We start from the raw sequence: 20,355 nt of genomic DNA, 5'->3' as shown, positions 1-20,355 counted from the left end.
GCTGGCCCGGCGCGGGCCCTACTCGGGCAGCAGCTTGGCAGCCAGGGGGGCCGCGGCGGCCAGCAGCGGGTTGGTGGTGTCGTGGCCGCCGCCCAGCAGCCGGGCCAGTTCCATCTCCTCGCTCTCGTTGGGCATGGGCACCACCTCCTCGGCCAGCTCCATCGAGGCCACGCCGCCGGCCTCCAGCCGCATGCAGCCCCCCGATTCGGAGCAGAGGATCACGCACAGGGGTGCCTGGCCCTGGGGCGCGCAGATCAGGCGCAGGCCCACCAGGGCGCCGGGGTGGGTCTTGGCCAGGCCCACCGGCACCGGCATCAGCCGGAACTGCACGCTCTCGCCGTCGTGGCGCTGGAACTCGGCGCCGATGCCCTCGCCATCGCCGTTGGCCGGCAGGCGGTAGCTGGTCTGCAGGTGCCAGCCGAGCCGATCGGCGATCCAGGCCGCCAGCAGCAGGCCCTTCACGGGGTGCTGCCCCTCCACGTCGATGTCGAGCTGCACCACGTGCTGCAGGGCCCCCTGGCGGCTGGGGGGGTCGAACACCATCGCCAGCGACTCGCGCCAGCTGCGCAGCCGCAGCCAGTTGAGGTCGTTGACGGCCTGGCCGGTGGCGATGCGCTCCACCAGCTGGTCGAGGCAGCGGCGGGGCGAGCCGATCGAACTGTCGAGAACCAGGCGCCGCGGTGGCGTGGCCAGGGCCTCCAGCACGTCGGGGGATTCATCCAGGGAGCCGTTCCACCACACCCAGCAGGGCAGGTCGGGCTCGATCAGGGGCTGCAGGATCGCCAGGCCCTGCTGGATCGCCCCCATGCCGCCCCGCAGCACCACCACGTCGCCGCAGGCGTCCTCGCCGCTGCCGCGCTCCTCCGGCAGGGGGCAGTAGGCCGCCACCAGGGTCTCCAGGGGGGTGTCGGCCGCCAGGGTGGGGGCCAGGGTGATCAGCCGCCGCGGCCGGTGGGAGCTGATGGCGCGGTCCACGAACTGGCCGCGCAGGTCCGGGGCGCTGTGCTGGCCCTCCTGCTGGCCCAGGGCCCAGGCCAGTTCCGGTGCGCTGGGGGCCGTGCTCGGCGGCAGGCCGCAGTCGGTCACGGCGCTGCGGGCGGCCGCCAGCAGGTCCTCCGAGAGCAGGCCGCTGATCGGGCCGTCGAGCCGGCCGGTGCGCACCAGCTGCTGCTGCAGCCAGGAGGGCTCCCACACCACCAGGGTGAAGGTGGCGGCGCCGGCGGAGCCCTTCAGCCCCTGGCTCCAGAGGGTCTCCAGGTAGCCCGGCACCTGGTCGGGCGGCAGTTCGAGCGGGGCCTGGAGGGTGAGCTGGGGAGCCATGGCGCGCGGCGGGGCGAGGGGAGCGGGGACTGGAAGCGGGACGCGAGGCGAAGGGGGAGCGGGGCTGGGGGGGCCGTCAGGGCCGCCGCCACATCAGGCCCTCCTCGGCCAGCAGGTTGTCGGCGGCGCCGGGGCCCCAGGTGCCGGACTCGTAGGGGTGGATCGGCAGCTGCCAGGGGGCGTCCTCGATCAGCTCCAGCAGGGGGGTGTAGAGACGCCAGGCGGCCTCCACCTCATCGCTGCGGGTGAACAGGGTGGGGTCGCCGAGCATGGCGTCGGCCAGCAGTCGCACGTAGCCCTCATCGCTGGGCTCGCCGAAGCTCTCGTCGTAGCTGAAGTGCATGTCCACCGGGCGGCTGCGCATGCCCGAGCCCGGCGCCTTCACCTCGAACACGAAGCCGGCCCCCTCATCGGGCTGGATGCGCAGGATCAGCTGGTTGGCGGTGGGGCTGCCGCCGGCGGCATCGAACAGGTGCACCGGCGCCTCGTGGAAGGTGAGCACCACCTCGGAGAGACGCTTGGGCAGGCGCTTGCCGGTGCGCAGGTAGAAGGGCACCCCCTGCCAGCGCCAGTTGTCGATGAACAGCTTCATCGCCACATAGGTTTCCGTGGTGCTGTTGGCGTTCACCCCCGGCTCCTGGCGGTAGCCCGCCACGGGATTGAGGCGGTTGCCCCCCTGGCTGTACTGGCCGCGCACACAGCACTTCCAGGGCTCCTCCTCATTGGCCAGGCGCGCGGCCTGCAGCACCTTGGCCTTCTCGTTGCGGATGGCCTCGGGGTCGAAGCGGCCCGGCGCCTCCATGGTGGTGAGGGCCAGCATCTGGGTCAGGTGGTTCTGCACCATGTCCCGCAGGGCGCCGCTGGATTCGTAGTAGCCGGCCCGCTCCTCCACCCCCACGGTTTCCGCCGCCGTGATCTGCACGTTGGCGATGTAGTTGCGGTTCCAGATCGGCTCGAAGATCGTGTTGGCGAACCGCAGCACCAGGATGTTCTGGACGGTCTCCTTGCCCAGGTAGTGGTCGATGCGGAAGATCTGCTGCTCCTGGCCGCAGCTCTGCACCACCCGGTTGAGCTGCTCGGCGCTGGCGTAGTCGGTGCCGAAGGGCTTCTCGATCACCACCCGGCTGCGGCTCGGGTCCTTGAGCAGGCCGGCGGCCGCCAGGGAGCGGCAGCCGCTGCCGTAGAAGGCCGGTGACACCGACAGGTAGAAGGTGCGGTTGCCGCGGGTGGCCTTGAGCTTGTCGATGGCCTCCAGGCGCTCGCCCAGCCGCACGGCGTCGGCGGGCTGCTGCAGGTCCACCGGTTCGTAGAAGAGGCAGGCGGCGAACTGGTTCCAGGCGCTCTGGTGGCGCTTCACCTCCGGGGCCAGGGCCTCGGCCATGCGGCTGCGGAACTCCTCGTCGCTCCAGGGCCGGCGGGCGCAGCCCAGCACCGCGAACTCACTGGGCAGGCGCCTCTGGCGGAACAGCTCGAACAGGGCCGGGATCAGCTTGCGGTGGGTGAGATCGCCGCTGGCTCCGAAGATCACCAGGCACTGGGGCGGGATCACCCGCTCCTGGCGCAGCCCGACCCGGAGCGGATTCGTGAGGGTGGCGCCCATGGGCAGTGCGGCAGTGCTTCAGGTCTACCCAGAAAAGCGGCGTGCTCCCAGCCGCGGCGGCCAACGCGGCGGCTTTGTGAGGGTTTGGCCAAACGCGGGGCCCTGGGCGCAGCAAAAAGGCCCGCCGGTGGCGGGCCTGGAGGAGGAGCCTGCTGGGGCTCGTCGCTGCTGGGGGCTTCAGGGGGCTCAGTAGGTCTCGACGTGCCAGCGCTCGGCCTTCTTGAGCTGGGGCCGCAGCTCGGACCAGTTCAGGCCCTTGGCTTCGGCGGCGGCGCTCATCGCCTCGTCGATGCCGGGCTCCATGCCGCGCAGGCCGCACATGTAGACGTGGGTCTTGGGGTCCTCGATCATCGCGAAGATCTCGTCGGCGTGCTCGCTGACGCGGTCCTGGATGTACATGCGGCCGCCCTTGGCGTTCTGCTGCTCGCGGCTGATGGCCTTGGTGTAGCGGAAGTTGTCGGGGAACTGGCTCTGGTAGTGGTTGAAGTCCGCGTCGTAGAGGAGGTTGGCGGTGGTGGGGGCGCCCATGAACAGCCAGGCCTTGCCGCGGAAGTTCCAGCCGTTCTTCTCCCGCTCGGTGGGCTCGAACATGCGGCGCAGGTAGGTGCGCATCGGCGCGATGCCGGTGCCGGTGGCCAGCATGATCACGTTGGCCTCCTCATCGTCGGGGAGCAGCATCTCCTTGCCCACCGGGCCGGTGATCCTCACCTTGGCGCCGGGGTCGATGTCGCAGAGGAAGGTGGAGCAGACGCCGTTGATCGTCTCGCCGTCCTTCTCGTACTGGAGCTGGCGAACGCAGAGCGACACCGTGTTGCCCTCCAGGTTGTCGCCGTGGCGGGTGCTGGCGATCGAGTAGAGGCGCAGCTTGTGGGGCTTGCCGTTGGCGTCTTCGCCATCGGGAATGATGCCGATGCTCTGGCCCTCCACGTAGTGGAGCTGGGGGTCGCCACCGGAGAGGTCGAAGGTGATGTGGTTCACCCGGCCGATGGCGCCCTCACCGAGGAGGCTGTAGTTCTCGGTGACGGTGCCCAGGAACGGATTCTTGGGCTTGTAGAGGTTGACGGGAACGTCGGCGTGGGACACGGGGGCGGGTTTCGAGGGGGCTGCGGCGGCAGGGGCGGGCGTGGCAGCGGCTGCTGCGGGCTGGCTGGCCGGAGTCTCACCGGCGGGAGTCACCGACAGGATCTGGCCACCCAGCAGGGCGATGGACTGGACGAGGGCCTGCAGGCGGTTGAAGGGGACGTTGATCTCCCGGGCGGCCTGGCGTTGCGTGCCGACCCCATAGCTCTGGACCACCACCGTGAACATGCGGGAGTCGCTGCGGCTGGAGGTGGCGGTCGAAACGCGCATGGATCGGAAGCCGCGATTGAAGGGTCGCGCGATCATAGGGAACACTCCGAGCCGGGAGCCGGCCCCCAGCCGCGGCAATCGGGGCTAGGTTGTCGCTCCAGGACCGCATCGCCCAGCCCCGACGACCTTGGCGCAGCTCTCGGCTCTTCTCAGCGCCGGCCCCCAGGGCCTCGCGCCCACCCAGGATCTTTGCGCCCTGGACACGATCCAGCAGGAGATGGAACGGCTCCCCCAGGGCTGCCGCCGCCTGGCGGTGCAGCTGCGCCTGGGGCTCGACCCCCGCTGGCTCTGGGAGGCCCTCACCGACTACGACCGCCTCAGCGAGTTCATCCCCAACCTTCTGAGCTCGCGTCTGCTCTGGCGCCGCGACAACGTCGTCGCCCTGGCCCAGGAGGGCTCGCAACAGTTCATCGGCCTGCGCTTCCGGGCCCGGGTGGAGCTGGAGCTCACCGAGCACTGGGCCGAGCGGCGCCTCAGCTTCGTGATGACCAGGGGCGATTTCCGCCGCTTCGAGGGCAGCTGGCAGATCGGCCGCCACGAGGGCGACACCACCCTCCTCTACGACCTGACCGTGCAGGGCTGCGTGGGCATGCCGATCGGCCTGATCGAGCAGCGGCTGCGGGAAGACCTGGCCGCCAACCTGCGGGCCGTGCAGCTGGAGGCCCAGCGCCGCGCCAGCCTGGCCTGAGCCGCCAGGCGGCCGCCCCGCAGGCCCAATCCCTTCGGCCATCCCGCGCCACACCGAGGAGGTGAGGCTCATAGGCAGCCACAAAAAAAGCGGCTCAGGGAGCCGCTTCTTCGTTGGATACCCCCAAGGGGATTCGAACCCCTGTCGCCTCCGTGAAAGGGAGGTGTCCTAGGCCTCTAGACGATGGGGGCTAGGACTCGGTCAGGTCAGTGATGCACCGCGGAGCGGGTTGACTTCCCTTGGCTCACCTGGCTTTTGGCCGGTTCGCCTCCGATGGGATGAAGTTACGGGGCGGAGGTCCCCTTCGTCAAGGAACGCCCGGCCGGGCCCCTGCCCGACCCGGAGGCCTCAGCGGATGCCCTGGTCGTCCCAGACGGGCACGGTGAAGTGGAAGCAGGCCCCCTCCCCGGGCTCCGACACCACCCAGATGCGGCCGCCGTGCACCTCGGTGATGCGCCGGCACACCGAGAGGCCCACGCCGAAGCCGGAGGTGGTCTGGGAGGTCTGGGGCAGACGTACCCGCTCCTGGAAGATCCGGTCCTGCTCACTGCGGGGGATGCCGGGGCCCGAGTCGCAGACGCTCACCTGCAGCCACTGGCTGGTGCGGTGCAGGATCGTCAGGCTGACGCTGCCGCCGTCGGGGGTGTACTTGAAGGCGTTCTCCAGCAGGTTGAGCAGCACCTGCCGCATGCGCCGCTGGTCGGCGTAGACGTCCGGCAGGTCCGTGGGGATGTCGGTGACCAGCCGCAGCCCGCGGCCCACCCACAGCTTTTCCAGCTCGAGGATCGCCTCGGCCGCCACCGGCCCCAGGGCCAGGCGCTGGGGATTGAACAGGGCCTCCCAGCGGGTGGTGCCCACCTCCAGCAGGTCCTTGGAGAGCTGCTCGATGTCGTCGAGCCGCCGGTTGAGCACGTCGTAACAGCGCTCCTGGTCGATCTGGCCCAGGTTGCGGCTCTGCAGGGCCAGCTTGGCGGCGGTGAGCGGGGTGCGCAGCTCGTGGGCCACCATCCGCAGCAGCCGCTCCTGCACCCGCACGCGCTCGATCAGGGTCTCGTTCTCCTGGCGCAGCACCAGCAGCTGGTCCTCCAGCTGCAGCTCGCGGGGGCTGCGGCTGCCATCCGGCTCCGGCGGGCGCAGGCTCAGCCCCAGGCCGCTCACCACATCCAGCTGCTGCCAGCGGGGCAGCCAGCTGCGCAGCTGCTGGGTCACGGTGCTGCCGGCGAACACCTGCTTGGGGGCCGGCTCCAGCTTCACCAGGGCGGGTGTCGCCACCAGGCGGTGCAGCTCCAGCAACTCGGGCCGCTGGGCCGGATCCACCACCTCCAGCTTCACCTCAAAGCCGAAGTGCTCGCCCTCCAGCAGGGCCACCAGCTGGCGCAGGTCCGCGGTGGCCTGCTGGTAGGGGGAGGCGAGCAGCAGCAACCGCAGGCTGCGGCGCTGCTGCTCCGCGCCATCCCGCAGGCTCGCCTCATGGCGCCTCACGTCCTCCAGGGCGGAATCCGGCGCAATCGGCTCCGGAGCGGCCCCAGCGGGCCACTGCGGCTCGGACGCCTCGGGTGAGAAGGAGAGGGAAGAGTCGGGGATGGGGAGCTCCCCTGCAGCGGACACCGAGGCGCGGGGACTGGAAATGCGAAACCAGCCTATGGTTTTGGCTCGGGTCTGGCCGGCATGGCTATGACGAGGGCGACCGGTCGTCCCTGGGATGCTCCCCATGTCCCACCACCATCCCTTGGCGACCCGGGTGCTCCCCGTGGCGACCACCTCCGCCGATCCCGCCAGCCGGATCCGCCTCGACAGCAACGTGAGGCGCTGGTTCAGCCGCAACCTGGGGCTGTGGCGATCCCGCCGCCAGTACTTCTTCGCCGACGACGAGACGCTGCGGGTCGACATGATGCTGCGGGTGGAGACCTTCAGCGAGGCCCTGGAGGGCGAGTTCGACTACCGCTTCACCTGGTGGCCGGATCAGGAATACGACTTCTTTGAGCGCAAGCCCCGCTACGTGCGCGAGGGCACCATGGAGGCCTCCCTGTGCGGGCACCAGTTGCGCCGCAGCCGGGGCTACCTCTGCGGCTCGCCCACCCGCAGTCAGATCCGCCAGGTGGATGAACACGAGATGGTGTTCGAATCCCACTACCTCGACTGGGACATCCTCGAGCACATCCGCCTGGTGGACCAGGACCGCTACCGCGCCCGCTCTATCTATTCCTGGCGCGACGGCAACCTGGAGCTGGTGGAGACCCACCACGAAATCCGTGTGGAGGGGGCCGGCGCTCCGATCCCCGACTCCTGATCGCCGGCTGACAAGGCGTCTGCAGATCAGGCGTTTGCGGACAAGCCTTTTGCAGAGAAGGCTTTTGCGGACAAGGCGGTTCCAGAGGGGGCGGCTGCTGCAGGATTGGCACTGCTGCACCCTCTGCGTGTTCTCGATCTGCGTGGGCCTCCCCTTCAGCCGCGGACGCTGGCTGGGGCCGGCCGCCCTGCTGCTGCCCCTGGTGCTGCTGCTGCCCGCCGCGGCTTCAGCGGCCCCAACGGCACCGGCCCCGGCGCGCCCCGCCGCGGAGCGGCCCACGGCCCGGCCAGCCCAGGTCGGGGCCAGTGAGGAGGACATGGGCCTCTACACGCGCATCGCCGCCCTGAACGTCTGCATCGGCCGCTCCGCCGGCGTGGAGTTCGGCAAGGCGGTGGCCATCGCCGGCGAGACCATCGCCCAGGTGATCCAGGGCCAGCACGGCGGCGTGATCCTGCAGGTGGGCACGAAGCCCCTGACCATGGAGGAGCTGCGCAAGGGCTCGATCAACTCCGCCGTGCTCGGGGCCGTGGAGGTGTGCCCCAAGGAGGTGCCCGCCGACGTGCTTCAGAAGGCCCAGGACGTGCTCAAGGGCCCCCAGAAGGCCCGCTGACCCGAGGGTCATGCCTGGGAGGGATTGAGGGAGTGGGCCCGGGGGCCGGGCCCTGCGGCCGAGGGCCCTGTTGCAGTTGGTCGTATCTGGGCCGCGGGCCAGTTGGGATTCGGTCGCAGCTGCTGGCTTGTCTGGGTGCAGCCCCTTCGGGGGATGTCCTCACACCCTCCACTCCCATGGCGACCGCCATCTCCACCACCCCGTCCGCCGCCAGCTCCCGGCTCCGCTCGCCGCGCCGGGCCCTGCTGGCCCTGGCGAGTGCCGGCGGCGCGGCCCTGGCCGCCGCCGCCACCCTCGTGCCCCTGCCCGCCATGGCCTGGGGCGATCGCTACGGCTGGGCCCCCGCACCCCGGCCGGTGGGCGTGGACCCCTACGCCCGCCCCCAGAACCCCTGGGCCTACGGCGACACCTACACCGACGGCATCCAGTCCCCGCCCCCCGTCTCGGCCGTGCCCTACGGCGCGCCCACGCCCCTGCTCACCGCCGAGCAGATCGCCCAGCGCTGCCAGACCGGCCGCCTGGTGGGCGGCATCGTCGGTGGCGGCCTCGGCTACGCCATGTCCCGCCAGGATGGGCGGGCCTGGGCCGTGCCCCTCGGCGCCCTGCTGGGGACCCAGGTGGGCTGCAATGTCTCCGCCGGCCGCGGTCCTGTGCCCTGGTGATCCCTCCCGCCCCCTGAGTCCCGCCCGATGAGCACCGTCCGCCTTGCCGATTACCGCCCGGCGCCGTTCCTGCTGGAGTGCACCGACCTGCGGTTCCAGCTGTTTGCGGACCACACGCTGGTGGAGGCCACCCTGGCCTTCACTCCCAATCCGGCGGCGGCCGGTGACGCCGAACCGCTGGAGCTGCGCGGCGAGGAGCTGGAGCTGCTGGAGCTCCGCCTCGACGGGGAACCCCTGGCGGCTGCGGCCTACCGCCTCGAGCCCGGCAGGCTGCTGCTGCTCGATCCGCCCCCGCGCCCCTTCCGGCTGGAGAGCCGGGTGCGTATCCACCCTGAGACCAACACCACCCTCGAGGGGCTCTACGTGAGCGGTGGCATGTTCACCAGCCAGTGCGAGGCCGAGGGCTTCCGCCGCATCACCTTCCACCCCGACCGCCCGGATCTGCTCAGCCGCTTCCAGGTGCGGATCGAGGCGGATCGGCAGAGCTGTCCGGTGCTGCTCTCCAACGGCAACTGCCTCGAGGCCGGCCCGCTGGCGGGCGATCCCGGCCGCCACTACGCCGTCTGGGACGACCCCTTCCCCAAGCCCTCCTATCTCTTTGCCCTGGTGGCCGGACGGCTGGAGGAGACCACGGACCAGTTCGTCACCGCCAGCGGCCGCCAGGTGGCCCTGCGCATCCACGTGGAGCCCGGGGATCTGCCCTACACGGCCCACGCCATGGCCTCCCTGAAGCGGTCGATGGCCTGGGATGAGCGCGTGTATGGCCTCGAGTACGACCTCGATGAGTTCAACATCGTGGCGGTGCGCCATTTCAACATGGGCGCAATGGAGAACAAGAGCCTCAACATCTTCAACTCCAAGCTGGTGCTCGCCGATGCCACCACCGCCACCGACGGTGAGCTGGAGCGGATCGAGAGCGTGATCGCCCACGAGTATTTCCACAACTGGACCGGCAACCGCATCACCTGCCGCGACTGGTTCCAGCTCTCCCTCAAGGAGGGCCTCACCGTGTTCCGTGACGCCTGCTTCACGGCCGATCTGCATGCACCGGCGGTGAAGCGGATCGAGGATGTGTCGCTGCTGCGCAACACCCAGTTCCGTGAGGATGCTGGTCCCACGGCCCATCCGATCCAGCCGGATCACTACCAGGCGATCGACAACTTCTACACCACCACGATCTACGAGAAGGGCGCGGAGGTGATCCGTTGCCTGCACACCCTGCTGGGCGAGGCCAGCTTCCAGCGCGGCATGGCCCTCTACGTGGAACGCCACGACGGCACCGCCGCCACCTGCGCGGACTTCGTGCAGGCCATGGAGGATGCCGCCACCGAGGCCTGGGCCGCCGAAGACCGCGCTGCTGTCGCCCGCCCCCGCTTCGACTTTGCCCAGTTCCGCCGCTGGTACGTCCAGGCCGGCACCCCCCTGCTGCAGGTGGAGCGCCGCTGGGATGGCGAGGCCGGCGTGCTCGAGCTCACGATCCGCCAGAGCACCCCACCCACGCCGGGCCAGCCCCACAATCAGCCCCTGGTGATTCCCCTGGCCCTGGGGCTGGTGGACCAGGGCGGCGACCCCCTGCCGCTGCGGCTGGCCGGTGAGACCCCGGCCCAGGCCCAGGCCGCGGCCGCGAGCCTGGATCCCAGCTGGGGCCAGGCCAGCCGCCTGCTGGTGATCGACCGCCCGGAGCAGCACCTGCGCCTGGAGGGGCTGGAGCCCCACAGCCACCCGCCGGCCCTGTCGCTGTTGCGCGGCTTCTCGGCCCCGGTGCGGCTGCAGGTCGAGCGCTCCAGCGCCGAGCTGCTGCACCTGCTGGCCTGGGACACCGATCCCTTCGCCCGCTGGGATGCCGGCCAGACCCTGCTGCGCCAGGCGGTGCTGGAGCGGGCCGCCGGCCGGCCCGACGAGGCGCTGGAGGAGGGCCTGATCGCGGCCTTCGAGCGGATCCTGGCGGACGGCTCCCTCGGCGATGCCAACCGCGCCCTGCTGCTGGCGCTGCCGGGGCTGCCCGAGCTGGAGGAGGCCCAGGCCGAGCCGGATCCGCCGGCCCTGTTTGCGGCGCTCCTGGCCCTGCAGGCCCGCTTCGGCGCCGCCCTGGAGCAGCCCCTGGGCACGGCCCTGGCCCGCTGCCGGCCCCAATGGGGCCTCACCTGGCCCCAGGGCAACGGCGAGCGCCTGCTCACCGGCACCATCTGGGCCTGGCGGGCCGCCGCCGGCGATGGGGCGGTGCGGGCCGAGGCCGCGGCGGCGGTGACGGGCCCCTCGATGACCCTGGCCCGCGCCGGCCTGCGGGCCCTGCAGTGCCACGACACCCCGGAGCGGGCCGAGGCCGTGGCGGCGTTCTACGGCCGCTGGCAGGAGCGGCCTGTGATCCTCGATGCCTGGTTCGCCCTGGAGGCCTCGGCCCCCTTCGGCGATGGCCTGGCCCGGGTGCAGGGTCTGCTGGAGCACCCCCGCTTCGACCCGGCGGCCCCCAACTCGCTGCGGGCGGTGCTGGGGGGCCTGGCCGGCAACGTGCCGGTGTTCCATGCCGCCGATGGCAGCGGGTACCGCTTCATGGCCGAGCAGATCGCCCTGGTGGACGGCCGCAATCCGATCACCGCCTCGCGCTTCGCCAAGGTGTTCAGCCGCTGGCAGAGCTATGGCCCCGAGCGCGGCGCCCGCATGCGGGAGGCCCTGGAGCAGCTGGCGTCGGCCCCGCTCTCGGCCAACACCGCCGAGGTGGTGGGGCAGTGCCTGGGCCAGGCCTGAGGTGCGGCCCATCTGAGGCCGAGCCCCGAGGCCGTCGGCGGCCTCAGGGCCGGCCGCGGCGCGGGTAGGGGTCCGGGAAGCTCGCCTCGTGCAGCTGGCGGAAGGCGGCCCGCCGGGCCGGCCCCCCCTCCGGCCCGGCGAACTGGCCCCACAGCCCTTCCCAGTAGAAATAGATCACGCCGTGGCCCCGTTCGGCGGCCAGCTGCGCCTTCTTGGCCAGCACCGGCATCGGCGTGGTGCGACCGCCGAATCCGGCCAGCAGGCCGATCTCCACGGGGATGCCCCAGCGGCGGGCCTTGATCAGGGCGGGCTGGTTGAGGTCCTTGGCGTAGCCCGCCACCGAATAGGCGTAGTTCTGCACGATCAGCTCCTCGATCAGGCCGCCGAGGGCCCAGATCTCCCAGTCCTGCAGCCAGTGGTTGTAGGCGAAGCGAAAAGGTCCGGGCGAGAGGCTCACGTAGGGGCTGCCGCTGCCCTTGGCCTTGAGGGTCTCGCGCAGTTCGCGCAGCAGGCCCGTGAGCTGGTGGCGCCGCCAGGTCATCCAGGCCCGGTCGGTGTGGTTGGCGGGGGGCTCGCGGCCGGTCTCCCGGCGGTAGAGGGCGCGGGTGTAGGGGTCGTAGCCCAGCTCCACCGGCCAGGCGAAGTGGTCGTCGAGCTGGATGCCGTCCACGCCGCAGCGCTGCACGATCTCGCCGATCAGGCCGATGAAGCGCTGGCGCACCCCCGGGTGGGCCGGGTTCAGCCACACCATCGGGTGATCGTGCAGGGTCACGGTGCTGCTGCCATCGGCCTTCTGCAGCACCCACTCCGGGTTGGCGCGCACCACGGCGGCCCCGGCCGGCTCCATCAGGCCGTACTCAAACCAGGGGATCACCTTGAGCCCGCGGCGACGGGCGGCGCTGCTGATCCGGCAGATCGGATCGAGGTTGGGGTTGCGCTCGGCCAGGGCCGGCTCCATCGGCGCCCAGCGGCTGCGGTGGAAGGTGGTGCCCCGGCTCCAGACGTTGGGATACACCGTGTTGAAGCCGGCCTCGGCCAGCTCGGCCATGGCCCGATCGATGCGCGCGGGCTCGTAGTAGAGGGGGCTGGGGCTGTTGGTGAGCCACACGCCCACCCGCAGGGGCGCCGAACGGGCCTCCAGGGCGCCGAACAGCTGCAGGCCGGCCGTGAGCAGGGTGGTGACCAGGGCCGGCAGGGCCCGCTTCAGCCGCACCCGCCGCGGCAGGGGCCCGGCCAGCCGATTCGGGGAGATCAGCCGGTCTGGGGAGGTCAGCGGAACATCGAGCTCACCGAGCTCTCCTCGTGGATGCGCCAGATCGCCTCACCGAGCATGTTGGCCACCGAGAGCACCTGCAGCTGGGGGAAGCAGCGCTGGTCGCTGAGGGGGATGCTGTTGGTGACGATCACCTCCGCGAACAGCCCCGGCTCCGACAGCCGCTCCACCGCCGGCGGCGAGAACACGGCGTGGGTGGCACAGGCCAGCACGCGGGTGGCGCCGCGCTCCCGCAACAGCCGGGCCCCGGCGCAGATGGTGCCTCCGGTGTCGATCATGTCGTCGATCAGGATCGCCGTCTTGCCGGCCACGTCGCCGATCACGGTGAGGCTCTCGGCCACGTTGTGGCCCGAGCGGCGCTTGTCGATGATCGCCAGGGGCGCATCGTTCATCTGCTTGGCGAAGGCCCGGGCCCGGGCCACGCCGCCCACGTCCGGCGACACCACCACCACCTCGCCCAGGTCGCGGGTGCGGAGGTAATCCACCAGCACGGGGGAGCCGTAGATGTGGTCGCAGGGGATGTCGAAGTAGCCCTGGATCTGGGCGGAGTGCAGGTCCATGGCCAGCACCCGGTCCACCCCGCCCTTGGCCAGCAGGTTGGCCACCAGCTTGGCCGTGATCGACTCGCGCCCCGCCGTCTTGCGGTCGGCGCGGGCGTAGCCGTAGTAGGGGATCACGGCGGTGATCTGCCGGGCCGAGGCCCGCTTGCAGGCGTCCACCATGATCAGCAGCTCCATCAGGTGATCGTTCACCGGAGCGCAGGTGGGCTGGATCAGGAACACGTCGCAGCCGCGGATCGATTCCTGGATCTGGATGTAGAGCTCGCCGTCGGCGAAGCGCTTGATCACCCGCGGGCCGTCGGGAACGCCCAGGTAGGCACCGATCTCCCGGGCCAGGGCCTGGTTGGAGGTGCCGCTGAACAGCCGTAATCGCCGCGTGTCGTGGGCGACGCCAGCCTGCTCGACCCGTTCAGCGGTCAGAAAACTGGTCACGGCGGGCGCTGGCGTGATCTCTTGAACCCCGATGGTAGAAGCCGCCTGGTCCAGGCAGTGCAAACAACCATGAATCCTTCGCCCCGCCGCCGTGCTCCGCTCCTGGTGCTCACGGCCCCCGGCGGGGTGACGCCCCCGGCCGCCGCCGCCCTGGCCGCCGCCCTGGCTCTGCCCCTGCAGGCCGCCGTGGCCGATCCCGCCCGCGATCCGGCCGCGGTGTTGGCCGCCCTGGCGGAGGGGGCCGGCGCCCTGGTGCCCCTGGCCCTTGATCCCGGCGCCTGGCTGGGGCCGGCCGGCAGCTGGGCCGAGGCCCTGGGGGCCTGGCGTCAGCCCACCCTGCTGCTGGTGCCCGCGGGGGGGCTGGCGGGTCTGGCTGCGGCCTATCGGGCCCTGCTGGCGGCGGCCGGCGTGCCGCTGCTGGGGCTGGTGCAGCTGGGCGGCCCCTGGGATGGCGCCGCCCGCCGTGGCGACGGCCTGCCCTGGCTGGGCTGGCTGCCCCTGGAGGAGCCTGGGGGCAGCGGGGAGGAGCCGGGCGTGGCGTCGGACGAGCCCACCGTGGCGCTGGCCGAGACCCTGCGGCGGCGCTGGCGGGAGCTGGCGGAGGCCTGAGGCCGGCCTGGGCCGCTGACGGGCCCCGGCGGGCCCGGGTTCAGCCCTCGGGCCAGGGCCGATCGGCAGCCTCCGGGGCCAGCTCCCGCAGGGGCTGTTTGGCGTCGGCGGTGGCGCTGAGGGGGAGGCTGCGGAAGCGGGGCTTCTGGCCCGGCTGCAGGCTCGCCGCCAGCAGGCTGAGGGCCTCGCTCTGGGTGAGGTTGGTGTCCACCTGGTTCTGCAGGCGACCCACCAGTTCCGGCAGCCGCAGCAGCTGCTGGCTCTGGCCCATCTGCTGCAGCACGCTCTCGATCGCCGTCTGCTGGCGATCGCGCCGGCCGGCCTCGCCGCGCTCGCCGTCGCGGTAGCGCAGCACCTGCTCCAGCTGCCGGCCATCCAGCAGCTGCAGGCCCCCCTGGATGTCGATGGTCAGGTTCTGGGCCTTGTCGCGGTAGCGCATGGTGCGATCCGGGGCCAGTTCCACCCGGCCCAGGCCATCCACCAGCTCCCGCAGGCCGGCGCGGGGCAGCACCAGGTAGCGGTCGGGCTGGCCCTTGGGCAGGCCTACCAGCTCGGCCGCGGCATCCGCCACCAGGGCCGGGCCGCCGCGGCGGTAGAGGCTGCCGAGGGCCACCGGCTTCTTGTCGCCCGGCAGGGACACCGCCAGCTCGATCGGCAGGTTCAGCACCTGCAGGCCGCCCTTGGGATCGATCCGCACCAGCAGCAGGGCGTCGCTGTTGGCCGGGCCGGGGGGAGCGGCCCCGTTGCGCACGGCGCCGCGGCGGTCCGCATCGGAGCCGATCAGCAGCACCGTGATCGGCCGGCTGGGGGGATCGGCCAGGGCCGCCGCGGTCGTGGGGGCGTCGTCCTGCAGGCTCCGATCGGCCGGGGGCCAGACCAGTCCCAGCAGGCCGACGCCGGCCGCCACGCCCAGGCCGGCCGCGAGCAGCCGCACGGCGGCGCGCCGCTTCGTGGCGCCGGATCGGGCGGGGCGGGGCTGAGGACCCCGGGGGGACCTGGCCTCGGGGCGCCTGGGGGCGGACTCCCGTCTGGGGGCCATGGGGCCGGCACACACAACAGGGGCCCACTCTGACGCAGCCAGCCGGCCGTGCTGTCCGGGCCGATAGCGTGGGGCCTCCGGATGCGCCCGCCGGCCCGACCCCTTGACTTCCGCCCCCAGCAACCGCGCGTCCGGCGCCAGCACTCCCGCCCCCGCCGGCAGCCCCGCGGCCGGCAGCCCTGCGTCCGCGAGCCATCCAGTGGCGCTGCCCCACGAGCGGGCCCGGCCCCTGGCCAAGGGCAGCGTCTATCCGGCCAAGGACCTCTGCAGCCAGTGCGGTCTCTGTGACAGCCGCTGGGTGGCCTATGTGAAGGACAGCTGCGCCTTCCTGAACCAGCGCTTCGAGGCCATGGAGGGGGCGGCCCACGGCCGCAGCCGCGACCTCGACAACGAGGACGAGCTCTACTTCGGCGTGCACCAGCGCATGGTCACCGCCCGCCTGCGGCAGCCGATCGGCGGCGCCCAGTGGACGGGGATCGTCAGCCGCCTGGGGGTGCGCGCCCTCGAGACGGGCCTGGTGGATGCGGTGCTGTGCGTGGGCCAGAGCCCCGACGACCGCTTCACCCCCGTGCCCGTGCTGGCCCGCACGCCGGAGGAGGTGCTCGCGGCGCGGGTGAACAAGCCCACCCTCTCGCCCAATCTGGAGGTGCTGGAGCAGTTGCCGGGCAGCGGCATCCGGCGGCTGCTGGCCATCGGCGTGGGCTGCCAGATCCAGGCCCTGCGCGCGGTGCAGCCCACCCTGCCGCTCGATGAGCTCTACGTGCTGGGCCTCCCCTGCGTCGACAACGTGAGCCGCCAGGGGCTGCAGACCTTCCTCGAGAGCACGGTGAGTTCGCCTGACACGGTGGTGCACTACGAGTTCATGCAGGACTTCCGCATCCACTTCCGCCACAGCGACGGCCGTGAGGAGACCGTTCCCTTCTTCGGGCTCGACACCCCGAAGCTCAAGGACGTGTTCGCCCCCAGCTGCCTGAGCTGCTTCGACTACACCAATGCCGGCGCTGATCTGGTGGTCGGCTACATGGGCGCGACGTTCGGGCGCCAATGGCTCACCGTGCGCAACCCGAAGGGCCAGGTGCTGCTGGATCTGGTGGAGGCGGAGCTCGACGTGGCACCGGTCACCAGCCAGGGCAACCGCCAGGCGGCGGTGCAGCAGGGCATCGAGGCCTACGACAAGGCCCTGAAACTGCCCCTGTGGCTGGCCAACCTGATCGGCTTCGTCGTGGAGCGCTTCGGCCCCAAGGGCCTGGAATACGGGCGCTTCTCGATCGACTCCCACTTCACCCGCAACGCCCTCTGGCTGCGGCGCCATCACCCCGAGAAGGTGGCGGAGCACATCCCGGCGTTTGCCCAGAAAATCATCGGCCGCTACAAGCTGCCGGCCCGATGAGCGGCGATCGGCTGAGCGGCGATCAACCGCGTCCCGATTCCGCCCCCGGGCCGGAACCCGCGTCCACGCCCGGCGCGCGCCGCTGCGGCGTTCTGCTCCACCCCACCGCCCTGCCCGGCAGCCCCGCCTGCGGCAGCTTCGGCCTGGAGGCTGAGCGCTGGATCGAGGCCCTGGCCGCAAAGGGCATCCAGGTGTGGCAGCTGCTGCCCCTGGCCCCCACCGATGCCACCGGCTCGCCCTACAGCTCCCCCAGCGCCTTCGCCCTCAACCCCTGGTTTCTGGACGCCGAGCAGCTGGTGCGCGATGGCCTGCTGCAGGCCGGGGATCTGCAGCAGCTGCCCGAGGGCCGCCGGGACCAGCTCGATCTGGAGCTGGCGCCCCAGCGGGCCGAGGCCCTCGCCGCCCTGCTGGCCAGCCGCCAGGCCAGCTGGAGTGCGGCCCAGCGGGCCGACTTCGAGGCCTGGAGCCAGGCCCAGGGCCCCTGGCTGCAGGACCACTGCCGCTTCGTGGTGCTGAAGCGGCTGCACGGCCAGGCGCCCTGGTGGCAATGGCCCGCGCCCCTGGCGCACCGCTCCCGCCGGGCCCTGCGCGCCCTCGATGGCGAGCAGGCCGCGGCCCTGCTCCAGGAGGCCCTGCTGCAGTGGCAGCTGCAGCGCCAGTGGCAGCGGCTGCAGGACTTGGCCCACCGCCTCGGCGTGCAGCTGGTGGGGGATGTGCCCTTCTACGTCGCCCACGACAGCGCCGATGTCTGGAGCCACCGCCGCCTGTTCTCGGTGCGCCGCGACGGCTCCCTGGTGACCCAGAGCGGTGTGCCCCCGGACTACTTCGCCGCCACCGGCCAGCTCTGGGGCACGCCGGTGTACCGCTGGCTGCTGCACCGGCTCACGGGCTTTCGCTGGTGGCTGCGGCGCCTGGAGCGCCAGCTGGAGCTGGTGGATCTGCTGCGCATCGACCACTTCCGCGCCCTGGAGGCCGCCTGGTGGGTGGCGGGCGAGGCCGACACGGCCATCGAGGGCCGCTGGCATCCCTCCCCGGGCGAGGCCCTGCTGCGGCGGCTGCGGCGCCACCTGCACCGCCGCGCCGTGGGGGGCGCCGACGTGCCCCTGATCGCCGAGGACCTCGGCGTGATCACCCCAGAGGTGGAGGCGCTGCGGGATCGTCACGGCCTGCCGGGCATGAAGATCCTGCAGTTCGCCTTCGACGGCAACCCCGATAACGCCTACCTGCCGGCCAACTACGCCGGCAGCCATTGGGTCGTGTACACCGGCACCCACGACAACGCCACCTGCATCGGCTGGTGGAACGGCCTGGGCGAGGAGGAGCGCCGCCGCGTCGAGGCCTGTGTGGGCGGGCCGGTGCACGCGCCCGGCTGGCAGCTGCTGGAGCTGGCCCTGGCCTCCCGGGCCGACCTGGCCGTGGTGCCCCTGCAGGACCTGCTCCACCTGGGCGATGAGGCCCGCTTCAACACCCCCGGCACCAGCAGCGGCAACTGGCAGTGGCGGCTGCAGGGCTCCGTGGCGGATCTGGAGGGACCGCTGCGGGGCCTGGGCGAGCAGGCCCGGCGCTACGGCCGCTGAGCCGGTTCCTGGGACTGGGGGCTCGGCTTGACTTTGGCGGCCGCCTGGGGCAGCTGGAAGCGGCCCGGTTGCTGGGGCAGGGGCGCCAGGGGCTGGCCGTTCCAGCTCACGGCGCCGCCGGCCGGGGCGGGCTCGATCTCCAGCTGCAGCGGGGCCTGCAGCTGCAGCACCAGCTCGCCGCTGGCCCCCTGCAGGTCGCTGCGCTGGCCGCCGTCGCTGCGCAGCTGCACCCGGCTGGGCTGGCTGAGCTGCAGGGCCAGCACGCCCTGGCTGCGGGCCGCGGCGCCGGCCTCGACCCGCTGCAGCGTCGTCAGGGCGATGCCGGCGCCGGCCCGCTGCAGGGGGCGCAGGTCGGGGTAGGCCTTGAGCAGGGTGCTGCCGGGATCCGGCGGCCGCAGCTGGTCGCGGGGGGAGAGGGGGGCGATCGGCCGCACGCTCAGCAGGTTGGCGGCCGCCAGCCGCTGCTGCTGCAGGTTCACGCCGTAGATCAGCCCCAGGGTGATGGCGCCATAGAGGAGGGTGCCCTGCCAGGTCGTGAAGACATCGATCGAGCCGGGCGTGAAGCGCAGCAGCAGGCGGCCCCGCCGTTGTCCGGGGCCGCCGCCATCGGCGGGTCCGGGCGGCAGCGCTCCCCCGAGGCTGCCGGCGGGCAGCTCCAGGTGCTGCTCGATCAGGGGGAGCATCGTGCGCAGGTAGGTGCCCTCCGGCAGGCGGTCGCGCCAGCCCCGCTCCAGGGCCTCCAGCACGGGCGTGCTGATGCGGGTCTCCAGGGCCAGCTCGCGCAGGTTGAGGCCGCGGGCCTCCCGCTGCTGGCGGATCAGCCGGCCCGCCTGCAGCAGCGGATCCTCGCTGCCCGTGCCTGAGGCCGCCGTCGCCGCGGCTCCTCCGCCGGGGCCGGCATCGCGCCGCAGCCAGCGCCACAGGCGCGCGCTCAGGCGGGAGCTCGGGGCGGGCGGTGCCATCAAGGCAGGGGGTCCTGGTCGCCCCATTCTTGGGGTTCGACCCGCCGCCAGCGGCCCTCGGGCAGCTCCCCCAGGGCGATCGGCCCGACGGCGATGCGCTGCAGGTCCCGCACCCGGTGGCCGAGCAGCTCCGCGGTGCGGCGGATCTGGCGGTTGCGCCCCTCCCGCATCACCAGCTCCAGCAGGGTGTGGCCCCGCTCGCTGCCCAGGCGCCGCACCTGCACCGGCTGGCTGGGCTGGCCGTCCAGGGGCACGCCGCGGCGCCACTGGGCCAGGGTCTCGGCGCTGGGGTCACCGCCCACCCACACCCGGTAGGTCTTGCGGTGCTCGTAGCGGGGGTGGGTGAGCCGCAGGGTGAGGGCGCCGTCGTTGCTGAGCAGCAGGGCGCCGCGGCTCTCGGCATCCAGGCGTCCCACCGGGTGCAGGCCCTGGCCGCGGGCCAGCTCGGGCGGCAGCAGATCCAGCACCGTGGGGCGGCCTTCGGGGTCGTGGCAGCTGCTCACCACGCCGGCGGGCTTGTTGAGCAGCAGCACGGCCGGCGGCGCGGCCGCGATCGGCTGGCCGTCCACGCACACCCGGTCGCGCTCCGGCACGGCGCGATCGCCCAGGCCGGCGCGCTGGCCGTTCACGCTCACCCGGCCGGCCCGCAGCAGCTCCTCGGCCCGCCGCCTGGAGCAGATTCCAGCGGCGGCCAGCAGTTTCTGGAGGCGCTCCCCTGGGCGGGGCTCGCCCGCTGGGGGCTCGGTGGCCATGGCGTCAGGGGCCTGGGGCAGCGGCCGTTCCATCACAGCACCCACCCCGGCGCCAGGGGCTGGGGGGATCGGATGTCCCCACCTCGGCCCCTGAGCGGGACCCCCGAAGAACGGTGATAGGTTTGCGAAACAAGTTGGTTTCGTAACTCCGCGGCACCATGCCCTCCCTTCCCGTCGTCCGCATTGATGCCGCCACCCCCGTGGGCGCGGGCAGCGACCTGGTGCGCTCCTACCTGCGTGACATCGGCCGCGTGCCGCTGCTAAGCCACGAGCAGGAGATCACCCTGGGCCGCCAGGTGCAGGAGCTGATGGCGCTGGAGGAGCAGGAGCAGGAGCTGACCCTGCGCGCTGGTGGGCAGGCGCCCAGTGAGGAGCAGCTGGCTGAGGCGGCGGGTCTGACGGTGGTGCAGCTGCGCAAGCGCCTGAAGGGCGGCCGCCGGGCGAAGGAGCGGATGGTGGCGGCGAACCTGCGGCTGGTGGTGAGCGTGGCGAAGAA

At 72.4% G+C, this 20,355-nt stretch carries 18 protein-coding genes and 1 tRNA gene; 9 read left to right on the top strand and 10 right to left on the bottom strand.

The genetic code is table 11. The features are described from left to right. Window positions 1-18: 18 nt before the first annotated feature. The 3 genes from ACLV7J_RS02740 to ACLV7J_RS02730 all read right to left on the bottom strand — a co-directional run bounded on the left by ACLV7J_RS02740 (window position 19) and on the right by ACLV7J_RS02730 (window position 4,270). Complete coding sequence (locus ACLV7J_RS02740) at window positions 19-1,320, bottom strand: glucose-6-phosphate dehydrogenase assembly protein OpcA (RefSeq protein WP_411867604.1); 1,302 nt, start codon at window positions 1,318-1,320, stop codon at window positions 19-21. Window positions 1,321-1,396: 76 nt separating this feature from the next. Beyond that, window positions 1,397-2,920 carry a glucose-6-phosphate dehydrogenase gene (gene zwf, locus ACLV7J_RS02735; RefSeq protein ID WP_411867603.1) on the bottom strand — a complete coding sequence of 508 codons (1,524 nt, stop codon included), beginning with the start codon at window positions 2,918-2,920 and terminating at the stop codon, window positions 1,397-1,399. A gap of 186 nt (window positions 2,921-3,106) precedes the next feature. Further along, on the bottom strand, window positions 3,107-4,270 hold the full coding sequence (locus tag ACLV7J_RS02730) for an FAD-binding oxidoreductase (RefSeq protein WP_411867602.1): 1,164 nt from the start codon (window positions 4,268-4,270) through the stop codon (window positions 3,107-3,109). Window positions 4,271-4,397: 127 nt separating this feature from the next. Between ACLV7J_RS02730 and ACLV7J_RS02725 the strand changes: the two genes are divergently transcribed. Further along, entirely contained in the window at window positions 4,398-4,958 is a 561-nt protein-coding gene (locus ACLV7J_RS02725; protein WP_411867601.1) for an SRPBCC family protein, read from the top strand. A 118-nt stretch (window positions 4,959-5,076) separates the two neighbouring features. On the opposite strand, the gene ACLV7J_RS02720 is transcribed toward ACLV7J_RS02725, so the two are convergent. Together ACLV7J_RS02720 and ACLV7J_RS02715 are read right to left on the bottom strand one after the other, a co-directional pair. Beyond that, a tRNA-Glu gene (locus ACLV7J_RS02720) sits at window positions 5,077-5,149 on the bottom strand. Between the two features lie 157 nt (window positions 5,150-5,306). Continuing rightward, on the bottom strand, window positions 5,307-6,419 hold the full coding sequence (locus ACLV7J_RS02715) for a histidine kinase (RefSeq protein WP_411867886.1): 1,113 nt from the start codon (window positions 6,417-6,419) through the stop codon (window positions 5,307-5,309). Window positions 6,420-6,669: 250 nt separating this feature from the next. On the opposite strand from ACLV7J_RS02715, the gene ACLV7J_RS02710 reads away from it, so the two are divergent. From ACLV7J_RS02710 to pepN, 4 genes are all read left to right on the top strand, one after another. Beyond that, window positions 6,670-7,248: a hypothetical protein gene (locus ACLV7J_RS02710; RefSeq protein WP_411867600.1), complete on the top strand. Its 579-nt coding sequence runs from the start codon at window positions 6,670-6,672 to the stop codon at window positions 7,246-7,248. Window positions 7,249-7,375: 127 nt separating this feature from the next. Further along, on the top strand, window positions 7,376-7,858 hold the full coding sequence (locus tag ACLV7J_RS02705; protein ID WP_411867599.1) for a cAMP phosphodiesterase: 483 nt from the start codon (window positions 7,376-7,378) through the stop codon (window positions 7,856-7,858). Window positions 7,859-8,034: 176 nt separating this feature from the next. After that, window positions 8,035-8,520, top strand: coding sequence for a glycine zipper 2TM domain-containing protein (locus ACLV7J_RS02700; protein ID WP_411867598.1), 486 nt, complete (start codon window positions 8,035-8,037; stop codon window positions 8,518-8,520). A gap of 27 nt (window positions 8,521-8,547) precedes the next feature. Next, window positions 8,548-11,265, top strand: a complete 2,718-nt coding sequence (gene pepN / locus ACLV7J_RS02695) for an aminopeptidase N (protein ID WP_411867597.1) — start codon at window positions 8,548-8,550, stop codon at window positions 11,263-11,265. Window positions 11,266-11,308: 43 nt separating this feature from the next. Here pepN and ACLV7J_RS02690 read toward each other — a convergent pair whose 3' ends face one another. Both ACLV7J_RS02690 and ACLV7J_RS02685 read right to left on the bottom strand, forming a co-directional pair. Continuing rightward, a complete protein-coding gene (locus ACLV7J_RS02690; RefSeq protein WP_411867885.1) occupies window positions 11,309-12,472 on the bottom strand; it encodes a glycoside hydrolase family 10 protein in 1,164 nt (387 codons plus the stop codon). 62 nt (window positions 12,473-12,534) lie between these two features. Beyond that, window positions 12,535-13,530, bottom strand: a complete 996-nt coding sequence (locus ACLV7J_RS02685) for a ribose-phosphate pyrophosphokinase (protein ID WP_411867596.1) — start codon at window positions 13,528-13,530, stop codon at window positions 12,535-12,537. Between the two features lie 69 nt (window positions 13,531-13,599). Between ACLV7J_RS02685 and ACLV7J_RS02680 the strand changes: the two genes are divergently transcribed. Continuing rightward, window positions 13,600-14,139, top strand: coding sequence for a hypothetical protein (locus ACLV7J_RS02680; RefSeq protein ID WP_411867595.1), 540 nt, complete (start codon window positions 13,600-13,602; stop codon window positions 14,137-14,139). 40 nt (window positions 14,140-14,179) lie between these two features. On the opposite strand, the gene ACLV7J_RS02675 is transcribed toward ACLV7J_RS02680, so the two are convergent. Beyond that, window positions 14,180-15,073, bottom strand: a complete 894-nt coding sequence (locus ACLV7J_RS02675; protein ID WP_411867594.1) for an LCP family protein — start codon at window positions 15,071-15,073, stop codon at window positions 14,180-14,182. 304 nt (window positions 15,074-15,377) lie between these two features. On the opposite strand from ACLV7J_RS02675, the gene ACLV7J_RS02670 reads away from it, so the two are divergent. Further along, window positions 15,378-16,568, top strand: a complete 1,191-nt coding sequence (locus ACLV7J_RS02670; protein WP_411867884.1) for a Coenzyme F420 hydrogenase/dehydrogenase, beta subunit C-terminal domain — start codon at window positions 15,378-15,380, stop codon at window positions 16,566-16,568. Further along, window positions 16,565-18,145: a 4-alpha-glucanotransferase gene (gene malQ, locus ACLV7J_RS02665; RefSeq protein ID WP_411867593.1), complete on the top strand. Its 1,581-nt coding sequence runs from the start codon at window positions 16,565-16,567 to the stop codon at window positions 18,143-18,145. Before ACLV7J_RS02670 ends, malQ begins: the two co-directional genes overlap by 4 nt. Here malQ and ACLV7J_RS02660 read toward each other — a convergent pair. After that, window positions 18,133-19,107 (bottom strand): helix-turn-helix domain-containing protein, encoded by a 975-nt coding sequence (locus ACLV7J_RS02660; protein WP_411867592.1) that lies wholly within the window; start codon window positions 19,105-19,107, stop codon window positions 18,133-18,135. The genes malQ and ACLV7J_RS02660 overlap by 13 nt on opposite strands. Next, the gene (locus tag ACLV7J_RS02655; protein WP_411867591.1) at window positions 19,107-19,859 is read right to left on the bottom strand and encodes a pseudouridine synthase; all 753 of its coding nucleotides are present in this window, start codon (window positions 19,857-19,859) and stop codon (window positions 19,107-19,109) included. Before ACLV7J_RS02655 ends, ACLV7J_RS02660 begins: the two co-directional genes overlap by 1 nt. 158 nt (window positions 19,860-20,017) lie before the next feature. Here ACLV7J_RS02655 and ACLV7J_RS02650 point away from each other — a divergent pair. Further along, the coding region (locus ACLV7J_RS02650) for a sigma-70 factor domain-containing protein (protein WP_411867590.1) at window positions 20,018-20,355 on the top strand (338 nt) is incomplete at its 3' end.

Source organism: Vulcanococcus limneticus LL (genome assembly GCF_943369875.1).
Lineage (GTDB): Bacteria > Cyanobacteriota > Cyanobacteriia > PCC-6307 > Cyanobiaceae > Vulcanococcus > Vulcanococcus limneticus_A.
This window is presented reverse-complemented; position numbering and strand designations above follow the sequence as displayed.

What these genes read in the sequence shown, in the direction of transcription:
- malQ (WP_411867593.1), top strand. Translation starts at nt 16,565, where the DNA reads ATGAGCGGCGATCGGCTGAGCGGCGATCAACCGCGTCCCGATTCCGCC.
- ACLV7J_RS02680 (WP_411867595.1), top strand. Translation starts at nt 13,600, where the DNA reads ATGAATCCTTCGCCCCGCCGCCGTGCTCCGCTCCTGGTGCTCACGGCC.
- zwf (WP_411867603.1), bottom strand. Translation starts at nt 2,920, where the DNA reads ATGGGCGCCACCCTCACGAATCCGCTCCGGGTCGGGCTGCGCCAGGAG.
- ACLV7J_RS02660 (WP_411867592.1), bottom strand. Translation starts at nt 19,107, where the DNA reads ATGGCACCGCCCGCCCCGAGCTCCCGCCTGAGCGCGCGCCTGTGGCGC.
- pepN (WP_411867597.1), top strand. Translation starts at nt 8,548, where the DNA reads ATGAGCACCGTCCGCCTTGCCGATTACCGCCCGGCGCCGTTCCTGCTG.
- ACLV7J_RS02740 (WP_411867604.1), bottom strand. Translation starts at nt 1,320, where the DNA reads ATGGCTCCCCAGCTCACCCTCCAGGCCCCGCTCGAACTGCCGCCCGAC.
- ACLV7J_RS02710 (WP_411867600.1), top strand. Translation starts at nt 6,670, where the DNA reads ATGTCCCACCACCATCCCTTGGCGACCCGGGTGCTCCCCGTGGCGACC.
- ACLV7J_RS02655 (WP_411867591.1), bottom strand. Translation starts at nt 19,859, where the DNA reads ATGGCCACCGAGCCCCCAGCGGGCGAGCCCCGCCCAGGGGAGCGCCTC.
- ACLV7J_RS02730 (WP_411867602.1), bottom strand. Translation starts at nt 4,270, where the DNA reads ATGCGCGTTTCGACCGCCACCTCCAGCCGCAGCGACTCCCGCATGTTC.
- ACLV7J_RS02700 (WP_411867598.1), top strand. Translation starts at nt 8,035, where the DNA reads ATGGCGACCGCCATCTCCACCACCCCGTCCGCCGCCAGCTCCCGGCTC.